The 18,570-nt window shown below is 71.1% G+C and carries 19 protein-coding genes and 1 riboswitch; of the genes, 9 read left to right on the top strand and 10 right to left on the bottom strand.

Annotated elements, in window-relative coordinates; genetic code table 11:
• Window positions 1–913 (top strand): response regulator (locus AB0O34_RS32020; protein ID WP_363921856.1); only part of this gene is annotated, 913 nt, incomplete at its 5' end.
• 101 nt (window positions 914–1,014) lie between these two features.
• Here the strand turns inward: AB0O34_RS32020 and AB0O34_RS32025 are convergent.
• The 4 genes from AB0O34_RS32025 to AB0O34_RS32040 all read right to left on the bottom strand — a co-directional run bounded on the left by AB0O34_RS32025 (window position 1,015) and on the right by AB0O34_RS32040 (window position 4,957).
• Window positions 1,015–2,181 carry a glycosyltransferase family 4 protein gene (locus AB0O34_RS32025; protein ID WP_363921858.1) on the bottom strand — a complete coding sequence of 389 codons (1,167 nt, stop codon included), beginning with the start codon at window positions 2,179–2,181 and terminating at the stop codon, window positions 1,015–1,017.
• Complete coding sequence (locus tag AB0O34_RS32030; protein ID WP_363921860.1) at window positions 2,178–3,476, bottom strand: M48 family metallopeptidase; 1,299 nt, start codon at window positions 3,474–3,476, stop codon at window positions 2,178–2,180. The genes AB0O34_RS32025 and AB0O34_RS32030 overlap by 4 nt, the downstream gene beginning before the upstream one ends.
• On the bottom strand, window positions 3,464–4,306 hold the full coding sequence (locus AB0O34_RS32035) for a hypothetical protein (protein WP_363921862.1): 843 nt from the start codon (window positions 4,304–4,306) through the stop codon (window positions 3,464–3,466). The genes AB0O34_RS32030 and AB0O34_RS32035 overlap by 13 nt, the downstream gene beginning before the upstream one ends.
• 183 nt (window positions 4,307–4,489) lie before the next feature.
• Window positions 4,490–4,957 (bottom strand): C40 family peptidase, encoded by a 468-nt coding sequence (locus AB0O34_RS32040; RefSeq protein WP_363921890.1) that lies wholly within the window; start codon window positions 4,955–4,957, stop codon window positions 4,490–4,492.
• Between the two features lie 82 nt (window positions 4,958–5,039).
• A riboswitch (cyclic di-AMP (ydaO/yuaA leader) is annotated at window positions 5,040–5,198 on the bottom strand.
• Window positions 5,199–5,562: 364 nt separating this feature from the next.
• Between AB0O34_RS32040 and AB0O34_RS32045 the strand changes: the two genes are divergently transcribed.
• Window positions 5,563–5,949, top strand: coding sequence for a hypothetical protein (locus tag AB0O34_RS32045; RefSeq protein ID WP_363921864.1), 387 nt, complete (start codon window positions 5,563–5,565; stop codon window positions 5,947–5,949).
• Between the two features lie 132 nt (window positions 5,950–6,081).
• Here AB0O34_RS32045 and AB0O34_RS32050 read toward each other — a convergent pair whose 3' ends face one another.
• The gene (locus AB0O34_RS32050) at window positions 6,082–7,029 is read right to left on the bottom strand and encodes an NlpC/P60 family protein (protein ID WP_363921866.1); all 948 of its coding nucleotides are present in this window, start codon (window positions 7,027–7,029) and stop codon (window positions 6,082–6,084) included.
• 234 nt (window positions 7,030–7,263) lie between these two features.
• Window positions 7,264–8,586: an NYN domain-containing protein gene (locus AB0O34_RS32055; protein ID WP_363921868.1), complete on the bottom strand. Its 1,323-nt coding sequence runs from the start codon at window positions 8,584–8,586 to the stop codon at window positions 7,264–7,266.
• Between the two features lie 223 nt (window positions 8,587–8,809).
• Between AB0O34_RS32055 and AB0O34_RS32060 the strand changes: the two genes are divergently transcribed.
• Entirely contained in the window at window positions 8,810–9,007 is a 198-nt protein-coding gene (locus AB0O34_RS32060) for a hypothetical protein (protein ID WP_363921870.1), read from the top strand.
• Between the two features lie 42 nt (window positions 9,008–9,049).
• Window positions 9,050–9,943 (top strand): phosphotransferase family protein, encoded by an 894-nt coding sequence (locus tag AB0O34_RS32065; protein WP_363921872.1) that lies wholly within the window; start codon window positions 9,050–9,052, stop codon window positions 9,941–9,943.
• Window positions 9,944–9,991: 48 nt separating this feature from the next.
• Here the strand turns inward: AB0O34_RS32065 and AB0O34_RS32070 are convergent, their stop codons facing one another.
• A complete protein-coding gene (locus tag AB0O34_RS32070; protein ID WP_363921874.1) occupies window positions 9,992–10,543 on the bottom strand; it encodes a hypothetical protein in 552 nt (183 codons plus the stop codon).
• 204 nt (window positions 10,544–10,747) lie between these two features.
• On the opposite strand from AB0O34_RS32070, the gene AB0O34_RS32075 reads away from it, so the two are divergent.
• Window positions 10,748–12,487, top strand: coding sequence for a DEDD exonuclease domain-containing protein (locus AB0O34_RS32075; RefSeq protein WP_363921876.1), 1,740 nt, complete (start codon window positions 10,748–10,750; stop codon window positions 12,485–12,487).
• 88 nt (window positions 12,488–12,575) lie between these two features.
• Window positions 12,576–12,863 (top strand): Lrp/AsnC ligand binding domain-containing protein, encoded by a 288-nt coding sequence (locus AB0O34_RS32080; RefSeq protein WP_363921878.1) that lies wholly within the window; start codon window positions 12,576–12,578, stop codon window positions 12,861–12,863.
• Between the two features lie 85 nt (window positions 12,864–12,948).
• Here the strand turns inward: AB0O34_RS32080 and AB0O34_RS32085 are convergent, their stop codons facing one another.
• From AB0O34_RS32085 to AB0O34_RS32095, 3 genes are all read right to left on the bottom strand, one after another.
• Window positions 12,949–13,830: a histidine kinase gene (locus tag AB0O34_RS32085; RefSeq protein ID WP_363921880.1), complete on the bottom strand. Its 882-nt coding sequence runs from the start codon at window positions 13,828–13,830 to the stop codon at window positions 12,949–12,951.
• Between the two features lie 250 nt (window positions 13,831–14,080).
• Window positions 14,081–15,160 carry an anthranilate phosphoribosyltransferase gene (trpD, locus tag AB0O34_RS32090; protein WP_363921882.1) on the bottom strand — a complete coding sequence of 360 codons (1,080 nt, stop codon included), beginning with the start codon at window positions 15,158–15,160 and terminating at the stop codon, window positions 14,081–14,083.
• Between the two features lie 215 nt (window positions 15,161–15,375).
• Window positions 15,376–15,771 carry a hypothetical protein gene (locus AB0O34_RS32095; protein ID WP_363921892.1) on the bottom strand — a complete coding sequence of 132 codons (396 nt, stop codon included), beginning with the start codon at window positions 15,769–15,771 and terminating at the stop codon, window positions 15,376–15,378.
• A 181-nt stretch (window positions 15,772–15,952) separates the two neighbouring features.
• Between AB0O34_RS32095 and AB0O34_RS32100 the strand changes: the two genes are divergently transcribed.
• From AB0O34_RS32100 to AB0O34_RS32110, 3 genes are read left to right on the top strand one after another with little or no spacing between them, the layout of a single operon-like run.
• Entirely contained in the window at window positions 15,953–16,567 is a 615-nt protein-coding gene (locus AB0O34_RS32100) for a heme-copper oxidase subunit III (protein WP_363921884.1), read from the top strand.
• A 17-nt stretch (window positions 16,568–16,584) separates the two neighbouring features.
• On the top strand, window positions 16,585–17,415 hold the full coding sequence (locus AB0O34_RS32105; protein ID WP_363921886.1) for a c-type cytochrome: 831 nt from the start codon (window positions 16,585–16,587) through the stop codon (window positions 17,413–17,415).
• On the top strand, window positions 17,408–18,481 hold the full coding sequence (locus tag AB0O34_RS32110) for a Rieske 2Fe-2S domain-containing protein (RefSeq protein WP_363921888.1): 1,074 nt from the start codon (window positions 17,408–17,410) through the stop codon (window positions 18,479–18,481). The genes AB0O34_RS32105 and AB0O34_RS32110 overlap by 8 nt, the downstream gene beginning before the upstream one ends.
• Window positions 18,482–18,570 lie beyond the last annotated feature (89 nt).

Below are 18,570 nucleotides of genomic sequence, written 5' to 3' on the forward strand. Positions count from 1 at the left end.
CCCCTCCCCGACCCTCTCCCGATCTCCCGCCTCGGCCGGCCCGGGCGCCGGCGCCGGCGCCGGCGAGGACGGGCGCCGCCTGCTCGTCGTGGAGTCAAGGCCCAACGGACTGCTGTCCCTGCTGGCGCAGAGCGTCGTGAGCGATCTGTCCGAGACCCACGGGCCCGTGCGGGTGACCACCGCCAGCAACCCCGACGGCGCGCTCGCCGCCCTGTCCCGGGACGGCTACCACTGCATCGTGCTCGACCTCGGCATGCCCCACGACGCGGCGGCGGAGTTCCTGCGGAGGCTCGACGAGGACGTCGCGCTGCGCTCGCTGCCGGTGCTCGCCCACCACACCCGCAAGCTCACCCGCCCGCAGGAGAACCTCTTGCAGGGGCGCTCGCGCACCCAGCCGCTGGAGCGCCTCCCCAGCCTCGACGAGCTGCGCGAGCGCATCACGCTCCACCTGTCGGCGAAGGGGCCCGGCGACGTCCTGCCCCTCGTCCAGGCGAGCCCCGACGATGTGGCGCGTGCCGTGGAGAAGGTCGACAGCGGCCTGCTCGGCCGCAAGGTGCTGGTCATCGACGACGACGTCCGCAACGTCTTCGCGCTGACCAACATCCTCGAGCTGCACGGCATGCAGGTGCTCTACGCCGAGAACGGCCGCAAGGGCATCGAGGTGCTCATGCGCAACGACGACGTCGACCTCGTGCTGATGGACATCATGATGCCCGAGATGGATGGGTACGCCGCGACGGCCGCGATCCGCGAGATGCCGCGCTTCGCCAACCTGCCGATCATCGCGGTCACCGCCAAGGCCATGCACGGCGACCGCGAGAAGACCCTCTCCTCGGGCGCCAGCGACTACGTCACCAAGCCCGTGGACGCCGAGGAGCTCATCGACCGCATGCAGCGCTGGCTGGAGCTGTGAGGCCCGCGCCGGGCCGGTGAACGGCTAAGCGTCAAATCCCAATATTTCGGCTCGAACCACGCGATGTCGTATCGCCGGAACGTCAGCGGTGGATCGCCTGTTCACCCGAGGCCCTCGGCCGAGCCGTCGCCGGTGACGCCCGCCAGCATCTCGGCGAACCGCTCGGCCACCAGGTCCCAGCGCCACTCCCGCTCGATCCAGGCCCGGCCCCGCTCGCCCATCTCGCGGGCGCGGGCCGGGTCCTTCAGCAGGGCGATCAGGGCCGACGCCACCGCCGCCGGGTCCTCGCCGTCCACCACCACGCCCGTCTCCCCGTCACGGACGGCGTCGGGCGCGCCGCCCGAGGCTCCCGCGACGACCGGCAGGCCGGTCGCCGACGCCTCCAGGTACACGATGCCGAGGCCCTCCACGTCGAGCCCTCCGTGCCGCGTGCGGCAGGGCATGGCGAAGACGTCGCCGGCGTCGTAGTAGCCGGGCAGGCTGTTCCACGGCACCGACCCCGTCACGATGACCGAGTCGTTCAGCCCGCCCGAGCTGATCGCCTGTTCGAGGGCGGCGCGGGCCGGCCCGCCGCCGACCAGCAGCAGCACGGCGTCCGGCACCTCCCGGAGCACCGCCGGCCAGCAACGTACGAGCGTGTCCTGCCCCTTGCGCGGGACCAGCCGTGAGACGCATACCACGACAGGCCGGTCGCCGATGCCCAGCGACATCCGCACCTCGGCGCCGCCCGCCCCCCGGCGGAAGACCTCGGTGTCCACGCCCGGCGCGAGCCGTACGAGCCTCGCGGGCGGCATCACTCGCGCCAGCCTCTCGCGGGTGTAGTCGCCGAGGTAGGTGATCGCGTCGGCGTGGGAGCCGATCCTGGCGAGCAGGCCCCGCACCAGGGGCACCCCGGCCCAGGCGGCCTCGTGGCCGTGGGTCAGCATCACCACCCGCCGCGCTCCCGCGGCGCGCATCGCGGGCGCCAGTATGCCGAGCGGCGCCGCCGCGCCGAACACGACCGTGTCGCACCCCTCCTCGCGGACCAGCGCGGCGGCACGCCTGGCGACGTCGGGCACGGGCAGCATCAGCGAGGTGGGGTGCCGCACGACACGGTACGGCTGGCGCGCGTCGAACTCCTCCCAGCCGTCCCACCGGGACGCGTAGACGGTCACCGAGCCCGGCGGGCGGCGTACGGCGAGCGCGTGCACGAACGCCTGGATCCCACCGGGCCTCGGCGGGAAGTCGTTGGTCACGACCAGCGCCTTCGCGTGCCCGGTCGGGGTCACGGCTCCGGCAGCCCGTGCAGGCGGACCCAGGAGCGTGCGAGGGCGAGACGCTGCGGGCTCGTCGGGTGCGAGGCGTACATGACGTACTCGAAGGCGTTGGGCGACAGGTCGGAGATGTTGGTCACGGCCAGGCGCTTCTGCATCGCCGCGAACGTCGCCGGGTCGCGCGTCAGGTCGAGCGCGTGCACGTCGGCCCTGGCCTCGATCTGGCGGCTGACGATGTTCTCCGCGGGACCGGAGAGCACGGTGGTGAGGCTCATCAGGCCCAGCAGTAGCCCGACCGCCCGGGGGTCGGCCACCGACGCGACGCCGGTGCGGCGCCTCACCGAGGGCGGCGAGACCACGAGGAACAGCAGGCAGGCTCCGGCGGCGGCGCCGAGCGCGCCGACCAGCGTGCCGTACAGGACGTCGCCGTTCTTGGCGTGGCCGAGCTCGTGGGCGACGACCAGCTCGACCTCACCCGCCGGCGCCCGCAGCAGCGTGTCGTACACGACGATGCGCCGAGTCGCCCCGAAGCCGGAGACGTAGGCGTTGAGCGCGGTGGTCCTGCGCGAGGCGTCGGCGACCAGCACGTCCTCGACGGGCACGCCGTCGCGGCTCGCCATGGCGATCAGGTCGCTGCGCAGCCGCCCCTGCGGGAGCGGGGTGAAGTCGTTGAACAGCGGCTCGACGACGACCGGGTAGACGAACGAGGCCGCCACGGTGAGCAGGAACGCACCGGCCGCCGCCGGGATCCACCAGCGCCGCGGCGAGCGGCGCGCCAGCCAGACGACGGCCAGCACCATGATCGCGATCACGACGGTCTGGACGCCGAAGCTCTTGAGCCGGTCGGCCGACCACGCGGGCCACTGCTGCGTGGACAGGCCGAAAGCCCGCAGGCGGGTCTCGTACCACATGCCGAGCGGCCACTTGATCGCCAGGCTCACGGCCGAGAGCGCGAGGACGCCGAGCAGGGCGCGCAGCCACCACGGCCCCCTGAGGCGGCCCACGACCCACGCGCCGAACGGCGTGAGGACCAGCACGCCCGCGACGACCAGCGTCACCGCCAGGGAGAGGTACACCGGGACGTTCACGGCGGCGTCGAACGCGGCGGCGCGGGCGATCTGCCCGGAGCTGAAGTCGCGCGCGGGGTCGGGCGTCACGGCCGGAGCAGCGCCCGGCAGGGACCGCCACGGCGTGGTCAGCGCGACCACTGCGGCCACGGCCACGCCCAGCAGGACGAGCGCGATGCCCGCGGCGCGCACTCCCCCGCCCGCGCGCACGCCGCCGCGGGCCTTCTCGGTCAGCCCCGCCACGCGAGCTCCCTTCGGACGTACTCGCGCCAGGCGGCGGTGAACTCCTCCGTGGTCATCCCCAGAGCCCGGCCGAGCGCGGTCCGCGGGTCACTTCGCATGGACTCACGGTAGAGGGTCACGAGGGCACGCTCGCCGAAGCGCCCCGCGACATACCGGCAGGCGAGCCACGCCTCCTCGTACGCCTGCGCCAGCCGCGCGGAACCGGCGGCGAACGAGGCTGAGCCGGGGAGCGACCCCGGGACCCTCCCGGCGCGCACCTCGGCGCCCAGCTCCGCCGCGGCCGAGGCCACGGGGATCCCGGTGCCGAGGTAGCCCACGTAGTCGGCGAACCCCTCGATCAGCCACTTGGGCGTGCGCCCGTCGGCCGCGGCCCCGGTGGCGACGTGGGTGAGCTCGTGGGCCAAAACGACGTCGCGGCCCGCGCCGGTCAGGCGGGCGAAGGAGCGTGGTTCGATGATCACGCGATCGGTGCCGGCCACCGCCGCGAGCCCGCTCACCGCGGCGGGCGCGGCCAGCCGCGCCGCCTGCTCGGTGGTCGCGGGGACCAGGATCAGCGGCCGTACCGGCCCCGCGACCCCGGCGACGGTCAGCGCGGCACGGTCGGCCCTGCGGGCGAGGTCCGACAGCCCCGCGAGGCCCGGGCCGCCCGCACTGCCCACCCGGCCGATGACGACGGAACGCTCGCCCTGGACGACCTCGGCCCCGGACCAGATCTCCGGGTGCTCGCGCAGCACCGAGTGCGCCAGGGACAGCGGGCCGCCGGCGCCGGGAGGACCCGTCAGCGCGGCCAGCAGCCCCGCCAGTGCGGCCCAGAGCCAGACGACGCGCATGCGGGCAATCTACCTGCTGCCTCCGGCGGGCAAGGCCCGCGCGGAACCGGCGGAGACGTGCGAAGGCCCCGTCCGCCTCGAGGGGAGAGAGGTGGACGGGGCCCTCACGACCTTCGCGTGCTCAGCGTGCGGACGGGGAGGCTTCTCGGGAAAGGAGTCCTGGGAAGTCCCCTGGCACGCGGGTCACGCTCCGGGGCGGACGGCTCCGACGAAGCTGACCTTGCGGTAGCCGTTCAGCTTGTCGATGCGCACCCTCGCACCACTGTGCGGGGAGTGGATCATCTTGCCGTGCCCGACGTACATGCCGACATGGCCGAGACCGCTGAAGAACATCAGGTCGCCGGGCTTGAGGTTCTTCCAGGAGATCTTCTTCTTCACACTGCGGAACTGGCTGGCCGCGATGCGAGGAAGTTTCACTCCGGCCTTGCGCCAGGCGTACATGACCAGACCCGAGCAGTCGAACGCGCCGGGGCCGCTCGCACCCCACCGGTACGGGTCGCCGAGCTGCTTCTTGGCGACGGAGACGGCGGTGTGCGCCTTGATTCGCTGTTTGGCGACCTTGCTCAGCTTGGAGGAGCTCTGAGCGCTGGCCACCGTGGCGGCGTCAGCCGCCGTCGCCTGCATCGCGACCGCCCCGGTGGAGGCCGCCATGGTGAGCACGACACCGCCGAGGGAGAGGCGGGCGAAGCGAGACAGGCAGGGGTTTTGCGTGGTGCTGGACAGGATCGCTCCTTGATTCTTCCACTCACGCCTACCGGGTTAGCTGACGGATTCGGGCTTGGAAGTCGCCCTACGGCGCAATAGCGCCGACTCACCCCCTGACCCCACATTTAGGGTCAATTGGTTCCCCGGTTCCGTGCTCCTTGCCGCACGGATTCGGCAGGTCACCGCTGCCTGCGGTCCTGAATCGCGCCTTACTTCGACGGCGGTGACCATTGGATCTGTTCTACGGCGCCGGCCAGTTCGACCGGCTTTGCTCGCGACGGCATGGCGTGCTCGCCGCGGGCCAGAAACTACACAGATCCTCAAATACAGGCAAAGCCAGCGGCAAGTTCGTAGATCAATTAGAGGTGATCACTAACGGATAACGCCTGCAAATCAGGGGCCTGAGTTACCTAAATGTGATTCCCCTCACATATCCCGAAACGTGACCTGTCGTGAGTCACATCCGTCACTCCAGCCCCTCGGGTTAGCGATCTTCATCCAGCCGGCGGGGACGGCGCCTGGGAAGCGCCCACGCCCTCATGGCGTGCGAGATGTTCGGTGCGCCGTTCGGGCTGCTGATCCCGCTGGCCGGCCCGCTGGCCGGCCCGGGGGCCGGCCTGGCCTTCGTGGTCGTGGGAGGCTTCGGCGTCGTCGCGGGCGTGGTCGTGGGGAACGTCATCAAGTCGAGCTTCCGCCAGATGTACTGTCCCCGCGAGCTGATGGGCCGCGTCTCGGTCAGCATGCAGTTCGTCAACTACGGCACGATCCCGCTGGGCGCCCTGATCGCCGGGGTGCTCGGCGACTCGATCGGCGTCCGCCCGTCAATGTGGATCATCACGGGCGCCCTCGCGCTGACAGGTCTGGTCCTGCTCGCCGGGCCGCTCCGGCGGCACAGGGACCTGCCGTCCGCGCCGCCGTCCCCGGTCACGGCAGGGTGAGCCGCACCGCCTGCCCGTGCCCATCCCCGGCCTGACCCCGATCACCGTCGGCTGGGCCGTCCGCCAGTGGGACGCCCTCGGCCCACTGGCCACCGAGTTCGGCGACCCCGTCACCGCCACCGGGCAGGGCGCTCAGGGACGTATGGCGCCGAAGATCCCTCGGTAGGACGAGAGGGGGACGACCTTCACGACGTCCCCCGTGCGGGGGGCGTGGACCATCTTGCCGCCGCCCGCGTACATGCCGACGTGGCCGAGACCGGAGGCGAACAGCAGGTCGCCCGGCTGCAGGGCGTTCAGGGAGACCCGGCGGGAGGCGCCCCAGGAGTACTGCTCGGCGGCGGTGCGCGGAAGGCTGACACCGGCCGCACGCCAGGCCGCCTGAGTGAGGCCCGAGCAGTCGTAGGAGCCTGGACCGGTCCCGCCGTACCTGTAGGGCTTGCCCACCTGCGCGAAGGCGAACTGGAGCGCCGTGCGCGCGTTGCCGGAGGCCGAGCCGGTGTACTTGATGCCGGCACTGTTGGGGTTGCCCGCGTTGTAGGCGTTGAGGCTGCGGAGCAGGCGCTCCTGCTCGCCGACCAGCTTCTCGACGTCCTTCTTCTGCTTGCGCAGGTCGTCGAGGAGCTTGATCGCCTTGTCGTACGCGCCCTTGGCCTTGTCGCGGTGGCCCTTGATCGAGCGGGTGGCGTTCTCGAACTCCGTCAGGGTGCGCGACTGGCCCGCGGACATCTGGTCGACCGAGGCGAGCCCGCTCAGCAGCGACTCGGGGTCGTTCTGGGTCATGAGGCTCGGCCAGGACAGCATGTCGCCCGACTGGTAGGTGCTGACCGCGACCGACACCAGACCGGCGCGGAGCCCCTCGATGGTGTCGAGCTGCTTCTTCAGCTGCCCGTTGAGGTCGTTGTACTCCTTGCGGGCCTTCTTCCAGTTCTCGCCGGCCAGGTTGTAGCGGTCCACCACCTTGTCGGCCTGGTCGTTCAGCTTGGCGAGCCTCGCCTTGGTCTGGGCGACCGTGGGCTTGGGCTTCGCCTCCGCCCCGCCTGCCTGCGTCAGCAAGACGACGGCGATGAGACCGGCGGCCACCGGTACCCGCCGGACTCTCCGGATGCCACGCACGGCCACTGGGACGCCAGCCCCCTCATGTGAGACAAGTGAGACAACCTGGGGCGTGATCCTACAGAAGTCGTACCGCTAACTGCACCTTTTCATCGGGAATTGGTTTCAATAAGACAACCCCGGTTTAGCGGACGCGCGGGAGTTCAGGGGGCACCCCAGACCTCGGGCCCAGACGGGCCCGGAGACGACGAATCGGCCGGTTCAGGCGCGGCTGAGGCGGCGGAGCAGCAAGGTGGCAGGCACGGGCCGGGCGCCCATGCGGCGCACCGAGTCGGCCACCTCGCGGTCGGACGACACGACGGCCACCGCACGGCCCGGGGGCTCCGCGCGGACGAGCTGCCGGATGAGGTCGTCGGCGATCTCGCCAGGGGCGCTGAACAGCACGCGAACGCCGCGCGGCGCGGACACCTGGACCGGGCCGTTCAGCTCCGCGCCGTCGAACGCGCACGTGACCTCGACCCTGGTCTGCACGGCGAGGCCGCCGAGCCCCGTGAGCAACCGCGAGCGCTGGTCAAGCAGGGTCAGCGACGGATAACCGGTCTTGGTGACGTTGTAGCCGTCGACGACCAGATGCAGGTGCGGAATGGCCAGGAGCTGGTCGAGCAGCGCCGGGTCGTCGTCCGCCAGCGCGCGTGCGGGCACGGCGCGGACGGACGGGCGGCCGGGGCTCACCGCGGTCACTGAGTCGGCCGGTTTGCTGATCGCGACGGGCAGGGCCAGCTCGCTGCGCAGCCCGGCCGCCGCGTCCTGGAGGCTGTCGAGGAGCACGCGGATGCGGGCGTCCTCGATGCTGCGCCCCTCGCGCGCGGCGCGCCTGCTGGCCTCCACCTGGCGCTCGGCGTCGGTGAGCCGCTCGCGAAGCTTGCGCAGCTCGCTCTCGGTCGCGCTGGTCGCCGAGGTCACGGCGGCCCTCGCCTCCTGCTCGCGGACCTGCAGCCCGGCGGCGCGCTCCTCGGCGACCCTGACGCGCTCCCTGGCGTCGTGGAGCCTGCGCCGCAGGTCGGCGATCTCCGCCTTGGACATCCTCAGCTGCTCACGCAGCCGGTCGGTCTCCTCCTTGGCGGCCGCCTTCTGCGCGGCCAGCTGCTCGCGCAGCCGCAGGACGGTCTGCTCCTGGGCGGTGCCCTCGGCCGCCGCCGCGGCCTGCTCCAGGTCGGCGCGTGCGGTCTCCACGAGGGCGGGCCAGCCGGGAGGCCGCGTGAGATAGGCGGCGGCGGCCACGAGCACCGGCTCGGCCGCGGGAGGGACGTTGCCCTCCTCCAGGCTGGCCACCAGCTCGGGCCACGCCTCCTGGAGCGCCTCTGCGACGATCTCGCGGAACTCCTTGTCGGTCTCCAGCTGCGCGGCGATGGGAGCGCTGCCCAGCCGGGCGCGCTTGCGCGGATCGAACTTGGCGATGCCCTTCAGCGGAGGCGGGATCGTGGCGGGCTGCATCGACCCGAGCACCTGCGCCGCGAGTTCGACGACATGTAAGCGGACCTGCTCGGGCAGCGGGCGAGACAGGCCTTCTCCGGCTGAGCTCATCCGTCTTCCCCTAGCTGACTGGCCATTCAAAATCCGTCTATCCGACAAGGGTACGGCTGGCGCGTTCGTGGTCAGCGCGCTTCGCGCCCGGTTCCTCACCGGCCGCCGCCCCTGAATCCATCGCCACGCCCCCTTGCGCGCCGGTCAACGGCAGGCGAACGGCATATGGACAAGCGCTTGGTAGCGATATACGACTGTGCCACCACGGATGAGGGAGACGACGATGCCGAGGCTGGACGACCAGCGTGCCGAGAACGGGGAAATGCGGACGTCCACCCGTGACCTGGGCGAACTCCGCGAGCGTATGCGGGCCTGGCTGGCGGGCCGGCTCACGGGAGCCTCCGGGGTGTCGGTGTCCGAGCTGTCGCGCCCCTCCGGCAACGGGCTCTCCAGCGAGACGCTGTTCTTCACCGCGTCCTAGGCCGACGGCTCGGGCGAGCGGAAGGTCGAGTGCGTCGCGAGGATGGCCCCGGCCGCCGAGGCGGTGCCGGTCTTCCCCGAGTACGACCTCGGGAAGCAGTTCGAGGTCATGCGGCTCGCACGCGAGCGGGCCGCCGTCCCCGCGCCCCGCGCCCTGTGGTTCGAGCCGGACCCCGCCGCGCTCGGCTCGCCGTTCTTCGTGATGGAACAGGAGCGGGGCGACGTCCCGCCCGACCTCGTGCCGTACACCTTCGAAGGCTGGCTGGTCGACGCCTCCCCCGCCGACCTGGAACGCCTGCAGCGGCAGACCGTGCGGATCCTCGCCCGGCTGCACGACGCGGCCGTACGGCCGGAGGAGCTGGCATTCCTGCAATCGGGGCATCCGGGCGACTCGGCGCTGCGGCGGCACGTCAACGAGCAGAGGACGTACTACGAATGGGCCCACGGGTCGCTGCGGATCCCGATCCTTGAGGACGCGTTCGCGTGGCTCGACGACCACTGGCCGGCGTCCCCGGGACCGGATGTGATCAGCTGGGGCGACGCGCGCATCGGCAACGTGATGTACCGCGACTTCACGCCCGTCGCGGTGCTCGACTGGGAGATGGCGGCAGTCGGGCCCCGGGAGATCGACATCGCCTGGATGATCTTCCTTCACCGGTTCTTCCAGGACGTCACCGAGATCATGGGGCTTCCCGGACTCCCCGCCTTCATGACCCGCGAGGACGTCTGCGCGCAGTATCGCTCCCTGTCGGGGTACGCGCCAAGGGACATGGAGTTCTACGAGATGTACGCCGCCCTGCGGCACGGGATCATCATGGCCCGCGTCTGGCACCGGCGGATCCACTTCGGCGAGCTGGCGATGCCGGAGGACCCGAACGACCTGGTGATGCACCGCGCCGCGATCGAGAGCATGCTCGACGGCCACTACTGGGACTGAGCGCGGACCTACCCGCACTGAGCCCGGATCGCGGCGCGGCACGGCACGTCAGCGCCGGGAGATGATCGTCTTGGACTTGTGGATGAGGTCACCGCGGGCGACCTCGTCGACGTAGTCACGCGTGCTCAGGCCCGACTCCAGGGCGACAGCCCTCGCGTAGTGACCGACGTAGTAGTTGCCCGCGTACTTGTACTTGATCCACACCTGCATGGTCATGGAGATGGTGTCCGCGCCTCGGAGCGGGACCACGCAGTACGCGCGAGAGGCCGAGTAGCCGCACTTCGCATGCGACGGTTTGGAGGTGAAGCGCACCTTGGACACCGTGTTCTTCGGCAGGAACGCGGCGAGCACCAGCCCGTCGGATACGAGCCGCCGGAGATGGGTGGCCTTGTAGCGGAACGTCGCCACGCCACCGCGCCTGATCCCGGTGGGATACCAGACGTACGCCTTCGCCTTCGGGGCGCCGGTGGGGGCGGCCTGGACGGACACGACCTGCGTGGACGCGGCCTGGGTGGACGCGGCCTGGGCCGGAGTGGCCGCCCAGAGAATTGATCCCGCCGTCAGGGCGAGAGAAGTGATCGATGCCGATGACCTGCGCATACGCGCCTCCCCGTGAGTAGTGGCTTGAGCAGCGCCGCACATGGGCGGTCCGGTCGCCCGAACGGCAGCCGCGATTGAACGGTTCATCCATCGGATCGCCTTAGGTGCCAGACGCATCCGAACATCAGCCGTATAACGACCACGAACGCCAGGGGTTGCGATCGGATCGAGGACCGCGGTGCGGAACTGTCGGACCGTGCTCGTATGGTCATGGTCGTGGAGATCGGGGTTCAAGGAACGCTTGACGAGCTGGGCACGCCGCTCGACCAGGTGACCTTCGTCGTCTTCGACCTGGAGACAACGGGCGGGTCGTCTGCGGAGCACGCCATCACCGAGATCGGCGCGGTCAAGGTGCGCGGCGGCGAGGTTCTCGGCGAGTTCGCCACCCTGGTCGACCCCGGGCGTCCCATCCCGCCGTTCATCACGGTCCTGACCGGCATCACCGACGTCATGGTGATGGCGGCGCCGCGCGTCGAGCAGGTCCTGCCCGCCTTCCTCGAGTTCGTCCGCGGGGCCACGCTGGTCGCGCACAACGCCCCGTTCGACGTCGGCTTCATCAAGGCCAACTGCCAGAAACACGGCTATCCCCCGCCCGCCAACCCCGTCGTGGACACCGCCGACCTCGCCCGGCGCGTCCTCACCCGCGACGAGGTGCCCAACTGCAAGCTCTCGACCCTGGCGAGGATCTTCAGGAGCACCACCGAGCCGTGCCACCGGGCCCTGGCCGACGCCAAGGCGACCGTCGACGTGCTCCACGTGCTGATCGAGCGGGTCGGGGCATACGGCGTGCAGACCCTGGAGGAGCTCAAGGGCTTCGTGCGGGCCCCCACGCCCGAGCAGAAGCGCAAACGGCACCTCGCGGCGAGCATCCCCAGCACCCCCGGGGTCTACGTCTTCGAGGACGAGCGCGGCGAGGCGCTGTACGTCGGCAAGAGCGGCGACCTTCGGCAGCGGGTGAAGTCCTACTTCACCGCGAGCGAGACCCGTCCGCGCATCCGCGAGATGATCGGCATAGCCGAGCGGGTCCGGCCGATCGTGTGCGCCACCGGCCTTGAGGCCGAGGTAAGGGAGCTGCGGCTGATCGGCGCCACCAAGCCACGCTACAACCGCCGATCGCGCTTCCCCGAGAAGGTCGTCTGGCTCAAGCTCACCGACGAGCCATTCCCCCGGCTGTCGATCGTGCGCGAGGTCAAGGCCGACCAGGCGACCTACCTCGGCCCGTTCTCCTCCGCTCGCGGCGCCGAGGAGGCCAGGTCGGCGCTGCACGAGGCGGTGCCGCTCCGGCAGTGCACCGAGCGCATCACCCCGCGCACCCGGCGGGCCGCCTGCGCCCTGGCCGAGATGGGCCGGTGCGGGGCGCCGTGCGAGGGCCGGCAGAGCGTCGAGGACTACCGGCGCCACGTCGACGACGCCCGGGCCGCCATGGAGCACGACCCCGGCCCGGTGTTCTCGGCCCTGGAGACCCGCATGGAGCGGCTGGCCGCCGAGCAGCGCTACGAGGAGGCCGCCCTCGACCGCGACCGGCTCGCCGTCTACGTGCGCACGGCCGCGCGCATGCAGCGGCTGCGGTCGCTCACCGGCATCCCGCAGCTGATCGCGGCGAGCCCCGCCTTCGACGGCGGGTGGGACATCCACGTCGTGCGCCACGGCCGGCTCGCCGCCGCCGGCGTGATGCCGAGGGGCGCCCACCCGACGCCGTATGTCGACGCCCTGGTGGCGACCGCCGAGACCGTCTCTCCCGGCCCGGGTCCCCTTCCCGCCGCGGGCGCCGAGGAGACCGAGTGCATCCTGCGCTGGCTCGACTCCCCCGGCGTGCGCCTGGTCCGGGTCGACGGCACCTGGAGCCTCCCCGCCCGCGGCGCCGGCCGCCTCAAGGAACGCATCGACCTCGCCTACAAGGGCCTCCAGCCCCACCAACCCCGCGAAGGCCGCCCACTCCGCTGACCCCCGCACGGGTCGTTCGAGCCGGTGGGGCCGGGGCGGGCCGGCGGCGCTAGAGTCAGGCAAGCCGTACTCAAAGGAGAGAGCTCGAATGATCACCGCGATCGTGCACATCAAGGCGGAGGTCGACCGGATACCCGAGGTCGCCCAGACGCTCGCCGAGCTCGACGGGGTCAGCGAGGTCTATTCGATCACCGGAGACTACGACCTGGTCGCCATGGTCAGGGTCGCCGCCTACGACGAGGTCGCCGAGGTGATCCCCGGGCGCATCAACAAGGTTCCCGGCGTGCTCGCGACCGAGACCCACCTGGCCTTCCGCACCTACTCCAAGCACGACCTGGACGCCGCCTTCTCCATCGGCTTCACCGAAGCCGACTGACCCCTTCCCGGTTCGCCCCAGACCACCCGAGCCTCCCCCCGCCGTTCACGGCGATGCGGGGAGGGCTTGTTCATGCGTCGACGTGTCAGGCGCTGGTTCGGGTGGTCGTCCGCGGGCGGGTGGTGGTGGCCAGGAGGCGGGCGCGGACTTCGAAGCCGCCGCCGGGAAGCGCTCCGGCCGAGAACGATCCGCCGAACAGGGCCGTCCGCTCGCGGATGCCGATCAGTCCGGGACCGAGGACGACCGCCCCGCGCGCGTGCCCGTCGTCGCGTACGAGCACGTCCAGCAGGCCTGGCCGCCACCGCAGGGCGACGTGCGCCGAGCGGGCCGAGGCGTGCCGTTGCGTGTTGGACAGCGCCTCCTGGACGATCCGGTAGGCCGAGACCTCCAGCGCCTCCCCGACCGAGACGGGCCGGCCGTCCTCGACGAGCTCGACGCCCAGCCCGGACTCCCGCGTCCGCGCCACCAGTTCGGGCAGGTCGGCCAGGCCGGGCTGGGGGTCCATGCTCCTGACCGTGCCGGTGGCCGCCTGAAGCAGCACCAGCATCCGCTGGAGCTCGGTCAGCGTCTGGCGGCCGGTCTCCTCCGCCGCGTGCAGCGTCTCGCGCGCCCGTACGGGGTTCTTCTCCATGATCATGCGCCCGGCGCCCACGCCGAGCGTCATGACGCTGACCCGGTGGGCCACGACGTCGTGCAGCTCACGAGCGATCTTGATCCGTTCCGCGATCGTCGTGGCCAGGACGAACGCCTCGTTCTGTGCGGCCATGGCGGCCCGGTACGCGGACAGCTCGGCGCGCAGCCGGTACTCGCGGCCACGCTTGTTGAGGATCAGGCGCCTGCCGAAGGCCACGACGCCGCCCAGCGGGCCGGCGAGCGCGACCCTGCCCATGAGGCCGGGCATGCCCCACGACTCGGCCTGGTTGGCCGCCAGGGCGGCGACGGTGGCGTGAAGGTCGAGGTAAGGCATGACGGCAGCCTAGAAACGCCACGAAATCTGGGCATCAGCACGTGGGAGGATCTCACGTCATCCCGTGAGGGGACGCGCCCGGAGCACGCGCATGTCAGGTTGCGCCGACCGCATGCGCCCACCGGGCGCCCCGCACCGCAGGCACCGCACCGCACGCCCCGCACCGCAGCCCCGGGCCACTTGGTTCGGGGCCCGCCGGACCTCTGTTCGTGACCGTTTCTCGTGGGAGTGGCTGATCGGCCCCCAGCGGTCAGGGTTTCTTGTGGGAGCGGCTGATCTGCACCCAGCGGGTGAGGGTCTCGGCGGCGCGGCCGGAGTCGACGGCCTCCGACGCGCGCTCGTACGCCGACCTCATGGCCGCCACGAGAGCCTCGCCCGAAGCGCCCGACCCGGACTCGGCGGCGGTGGTGGCGGGCTCCAGGCTGACCAGGGCGGCGGCGGCGTTGAGGAGGACGGCGTCGCGGATGGGGCCGGTCTTGCCGCCCACCAGGTCGTGCACGGCACGCGCGTTGAACTCGACGTCGCCGCCGCGCAGCGCGTCGGGCTCCGAGCGCGGAACCCCGACGTCGAGCGGGTCGAAGGCGATCTGGACGGCCGTGCCTTCTCTGACCACCCAGACCGTCGAGGTGGTCGCCGTGGACAGCTCGTCGAGCCCGTCGTCGCCCCGGAACACCAGCGCGGACACCCCCCGCTCGGCGAAGACGCCGGCGATGACCGGCAGCATGCGCGAGTCGTAGACGCCGATCGCCTGCGCGGACGGGCGGGCCGGGTTGGTCAGCGGGCCCAGGAAGTTGAAGAAGGTGGGGATGCCGAGCTCGCCGCGTGTCGGGCCCGCGAACCGCAGCGCCGGGTGGTAGACCGGCGCGAAGCAGAACGCGATGCCCGCCTCGACGGCCGTGCGCGCCGTGAGCTCCGGAGGCAGATCGAGGACGACGCCGAGGTGTTCGAGCACGTCGGCGGCGCCGCACGACGAGGACGCCGCGCGGTTGCCGTGCTTGACGACCCGGGCGCCCGCCGCCGCGGCCACGATGGCGGCCATCGTGGAGACGTTGACGGTGTGGGCCCGGTCGCCGCCTGTGCCCACGATGTCGACCGTCGGGCCCTCGATCGAGAGCGGAGTTGCCCGGTCGAGCATGGTGCGCGCGAGCCCGGTCACCTCGGCGACCGTCTCGCCCTTGGCCCGGATGGCGATGACGAAGGCGGCGATCTGGGAGGGCGTCGCGGCCCCGGACATGATCTCGTTCATCGCCCACGCGGTCTCGTCCGCGGTGAGGTTCTCGCGGGCGAGCAGCGCCGTGAGCAGCGCGGGCCACGTGGTGCGCGCGTCCATGGGTTCTCCGGTCGGTGAGAGATGCGGGTGGCCGAGGGGTGCCGCTCGGTGGGAGAGGCGGGAGGCCTGGGCGGGCACCGCCCAAGGCCGGAAACAGGAGGCCTTGCCGGTGCCGCTCAGTGCCCGGCAGGGGCGGCGCCGGCCGGGGCCGGAAGCGGAAGGCCCGGCCGGTGCCGCTCAGAGGTGGAAGGCCGGCGCCGGTGCCGGGAGCCGGATCAGCGGGAGATGCGTGAGGCCGAGCGGTGCCGCATGAGGCCCGCCACGGCCTCCGCCAGCGCCATCGGGTCGAGCGGCTGGGCCACGACCGCGTCGGCGCGGGACCAGTCGGCGAGCCATCGGTCGTCGCGGCGCCCGATGATCAGGCAGATCGGCGGGCAGTCGTACACCTCGTCCTTGGCCTGGCGACTGATGCCCATGCCCCCGGCGGGAACGGCCTCGCCGTCGAGCACGGCGACGTCGATCTCCCCGGAGTCGAGCTGCTTGATGACGGCAGGCTGCGTCGCGCACTCGACGATCTCCACGAGGGGCACGTCGGCGGCCGGACGCCGCCCGATCGCCAGCCGCACCTTCTCGCGGGTGCTTGCGTCGTCGCTGTAGACGAGAACCCTCATGCTCACGGTCGCGCTCACTATCGATTGACGAGGTATGGTCACCACGGATGCTACCTGTCCTCGCCGACGGAATCCCAGACCAGTCAGACTTGGCGTAGTTCAAGGCTTATGTCTCGTTTATGGGACGGATGCGCCCGCAACCGGGGGGTCGTGCGGCGACCCGACCAGGAGAGCCGCAATAATGCTGGGCGTGGCGACAGCATCCGCAATTACGACGACGACAGCACCATCGTCCCGCCGGCCCAACTTGGTCAGCGTCGGGACGATCGTTTGGCTGTCCTCTGAGCTCATGTTCTTCGCGGCGCTGTTCGCGATGTACTTCACCATCCGGTCGGTCAGCCTCGGCCAGGGCAAGCCCTGGCCCGAGACTCACCTGGACGTCCCTTACGCGCTGGTCAACACGATCGTCCTGGTCCTGTCGAGTGTGACGTGCCAGCTGGGCGTGTGGGCCGCTGAGAAGGGGCAGGTCAAGAAGCTCCGGTTCTGGTACGTCATCAGCTTCCTCATGGGCGCCTGGTTTGTCGGCGGCCAGCTGTACGAGTACCACAACCTGGTGAACGAGGGCCTGACCCTGTCCTCCAACGCCTATGGTTCGGTCTTCTACCTGACCACGGGCTTCCACGGCCTGCACGTGACCGGTGGGCTGATCGCGTTCCTGTTCATGCTGGGACGCACGTACGCCGCGAAGCGCTTCACCCATGAGCAGGCCACCAGCGCGATCGTCGTGTCCTACTACTGGCACTTCGTCGACGTCGTCTGGATCGGCCTCTTCGCGACCATCTACATCATCAAATGATCGGAACGAGGATATCGGTGAACTCGATCACCGCACGGAGGCGGCATCCACTCGCGCGATATGCCGTCCTCCTTCTGGCCCTGAGCCTCCTCGGAGGGGTGTACGCCCTGCTGGCGCCCGGAGGCGACCGGGCCGACGCGGCGATCGCCTCCGGCAAGGCGGACGACGTGGCTGCGGGCAAGGAGCTCTTCGCGGCGCACTGCGCGAGCTGCCACGGCCTGAACGGCGAGGGCTCCTACGCGCCCGGCGGTGCCTCGGGCCCGAGCCTCATCGGCGTCGGCGCCGCGGCCGTGGACTTCCAGGTGTCCAGCGGCCGCATGCCGTTCGCGAACCCCGGCCCGCAGGCTCCGCGCAAGCGTCCCCCGGAGTGGGTCAACCCGGACACCGTCCGGCAGCTCGCCGCCTACGTGCAGTCGCTCGGCGGCGGCCCGACCAAGCCCTCCCTGGAATCGGTGGACCCCGCCAAGGGTGACCCCGCCAAGGGAGGCGAGCTGTTCCGGGCCAACTGCATCCAGTGCCACAACTTCGTCGGCTCGGGTGGCGGTCTGACCTACGGCAAGTACGCGCCTCCGCTGAACTCCGCCACGCCCACCCAGATCTACGAGGCGATGGCCACGGGCCCGCAGGCCATGCCGGTCTTCAACGACAGCACGATCACCCCCGAGCAGAAGCGCGACATGATCGCGTACATCATCGGCGCCCGTAACCAGCCCGACCCGGGCGGCAGCGGCCTCGGCCGGATCGGCCCCGTCACCGAGGGCCTCGTGGCCTGGGTCGTGGGCCTCAGCCTCCTCGCCCTCGCCGCCATCTGGATCACCGCGAAGAAGCGTCAGGCCAACCATGACTGAGAATCCGAACGACATCGAGCAGCCCGAGGAACGCGTCCCGAGGCGCGTCATCGGCACCCCCCCTCCGAGGGGTGAGGACTCCATGCTCGGCGCGCCCTCCAAGGGCGACGAGCCGATCGTGTACGAAGGGGTGAAGTTCCCCGACCCGGCGACCGCGCGCAGGGGCGAGCGCATCGCCGCCCTGCTGTTCCTGGTCGCCTTCCTGGCCGGCGTGGCGTTCGTGGTCTCGTACGTGGTCTTCCAGGTCGGCACGATCGAGAGGACCCAGACCTCCAACTTCGCCCTCGGCGGCACGCTGACGATCGCCCTGCTGTCGCTGGCGGCCGGCATCGTGGTGTGGGTCCGGCAGATCATGCCGAAGTACAGCCTGGTGCAGGAGCGCCACACGATGTCCTCTCCGCCCGAGGTGCGCGGGGAGATCGGGAAGACCTTCCTGCAGGGCGCCGAGGAGAGCGGCATCGTGCGGCACAAGCTGCTGCGCCGCACGCTCCTGCTGGCCTCCGCCCCGCTGGGCCTGCTGCCGCTGGTGCTGCTGAAGGACCTCGGCCCGCTGCCCGGCACCTCGCTGCGGCACACGGTCTGGAAGAAGGGCCGCCGCCTGATCGTCGAGGGAACCACCGAGCCGATCCGCGCGGCGGACTTCAACTCCCCCGGCGGCATCCTGTCGGTGGTGCCCGAGGGGTACGAGGACGACCTCAACGCCCTGGCCAAGGCGACCTTGATCCTCATCAAGTTCCGGCCAGAAGAGATCAAATCGGGCACAAAGCTCAATTGGACCCACGACGGCATCGTCGCCTACTCCAAGATCTGCACGCACGTGGGCTGTCCGGCGGCGCTTTACGAGCAGACGACGCACCACATCCTCTGCCCCTGTCACCAGTCCACATTCGACGCGGCCGACGGAGCGAAGGTCATCTTCGGCCCCGCCGCGCGTCCCCTGCCCCAGCTGCCGATCGGTGTCGACGGCGAGGGGTACCTCATCGCACAGAGCGACTTCAACGTTCCGGTCGGTCCCAGCTTCTGGGAGCGCGGGGACGCCGAAGCCGAAGCTAGGGGGCAGGCATGAGCCTCGACGGCCCTCCCAAGGCCATCGCGGGACCCGCGAGTTTCATCGACGACCGCATCGGCGCCGGGAACTTCCTCAAGCGCAACCTA

Origin of the sequence: Sphaerisporangium sp. NPDC088356 (assembly GCF_040685555.1) — a bacterium.
In the GTDB taxonomy this organism is placed as follows: Bacteria; Actinomycetota; Actinomycetes; order Streptosporangiales; family Streptosporangiaceae; genus Sphaerisporangium.